The organism is Vibrio sp. 10N.261.52.A1, from assembly GCF_002876325.1.
In the GTDB taxonomy this organism is placed as follows: domain Bacteria; phylum Pseudomonadota; class Gammaproteobacteria; order Enterobacterales; family Vibrionaceae; genus Vibrio; species Vibrio chagasii.
The window spans coordinates 1-986 of record NZ_MCYD01001108.1 but is presented as its reverse complement, the minus strand read 5'-3'; the positions used below and the strand labels follow the sequence as shown (position 1 = coordinate 986).

Genomic DNA, 986 nt, shown 5'->3' with positions numbered 1-986 from the left:
CCCCCATACTTACTTGGGTCGTATTGGGTTCTTTAGTCTTGTATTTCCTGTTTTGGATGACAATAGGGCCAAGTCTTCGTTCTAAAGTGAAGAAAGAATATGAGGCGACGGCAAATAATACTGCTTTTTTAACTGAATCTATTACTGGTATAGAAACCATCAAGACAAACTCGTTGGAGCGTGGTTTTGAGAAAAACTGGCAAGACTATCTTGCAACGCAGCTTAAAGCAGGGTTTCGCGCAAGAGTGACATCGATATGGGCTCAACAAGGTATTGGTCTAATCCAAAAGCTGACCTCCGCTCTGACGTTGTGGTGGGGAGTAAAGTTGGTTATGGCGGGTGACTTATCCCCCGGTGAATTGGTTGCATTTAACATGCTCGCGGGCCAAGTGACTCAACCTATCTTACGGCTAGCGCAGGTTTGGCAAGACTTCCAACATACCTTGATATCTCTCCAACGAGTAGGGGATATTTTGGATGAACCCCAAGAAGCTGGAGCTGAAGGGTTGGCATCTATCCCGGAAATGAAAGGTGAGGTCAGCTTTAACAATGTGCGTTTTCGTTATGACAGCGATTCTCCCGAAGTGCTAAACAATCTTAGCCTTACAATCAAGGCGGGAGAATTTGTTGGTATCACAGGCCGCTCTGGCTCCGGAAAAAGTACGCTGACCAAACTCTTGCAGCGATTGTATAGCCCGACAGCAGGACAAGTGCTTGTCGATGGTATGGATTTAGCTATTGCTGACCCCGTAGAGCTTCGCCGAAGTATGAGTGTGGTATTGCAAGATAGCTGCCTTTTCTCTGGTACTGTTCTCGAGAATATTCGCCAATGCGCTCCCAATGCGACAGATGAGCAGGTCAAGCATGCCGCGAGTCTTGCTGGGGCAAGTCAGTTTATAGAAAGCTTACCTGAAGGCTATAACACGCAAGTAGGGGAAGGTGGTTCTAGGTTATCGGGAGGACAAAAGCAGAGGATTGCTTTAGCT

Annotated in this window: 1 protein-coding gene; it reads left to right on the top strand. The window is 47.0% G+C overall.

What is annotated here, in order from left to right; genetic code table 11:
- Window positions 1–986 (top strand): ABC transporter transmembrane domain-containing protein (locus BCT81_RS23725; RefSeq protein ID WP_133152705.1); only part of this gene is annotated, 986 nt, incomplete at both ends.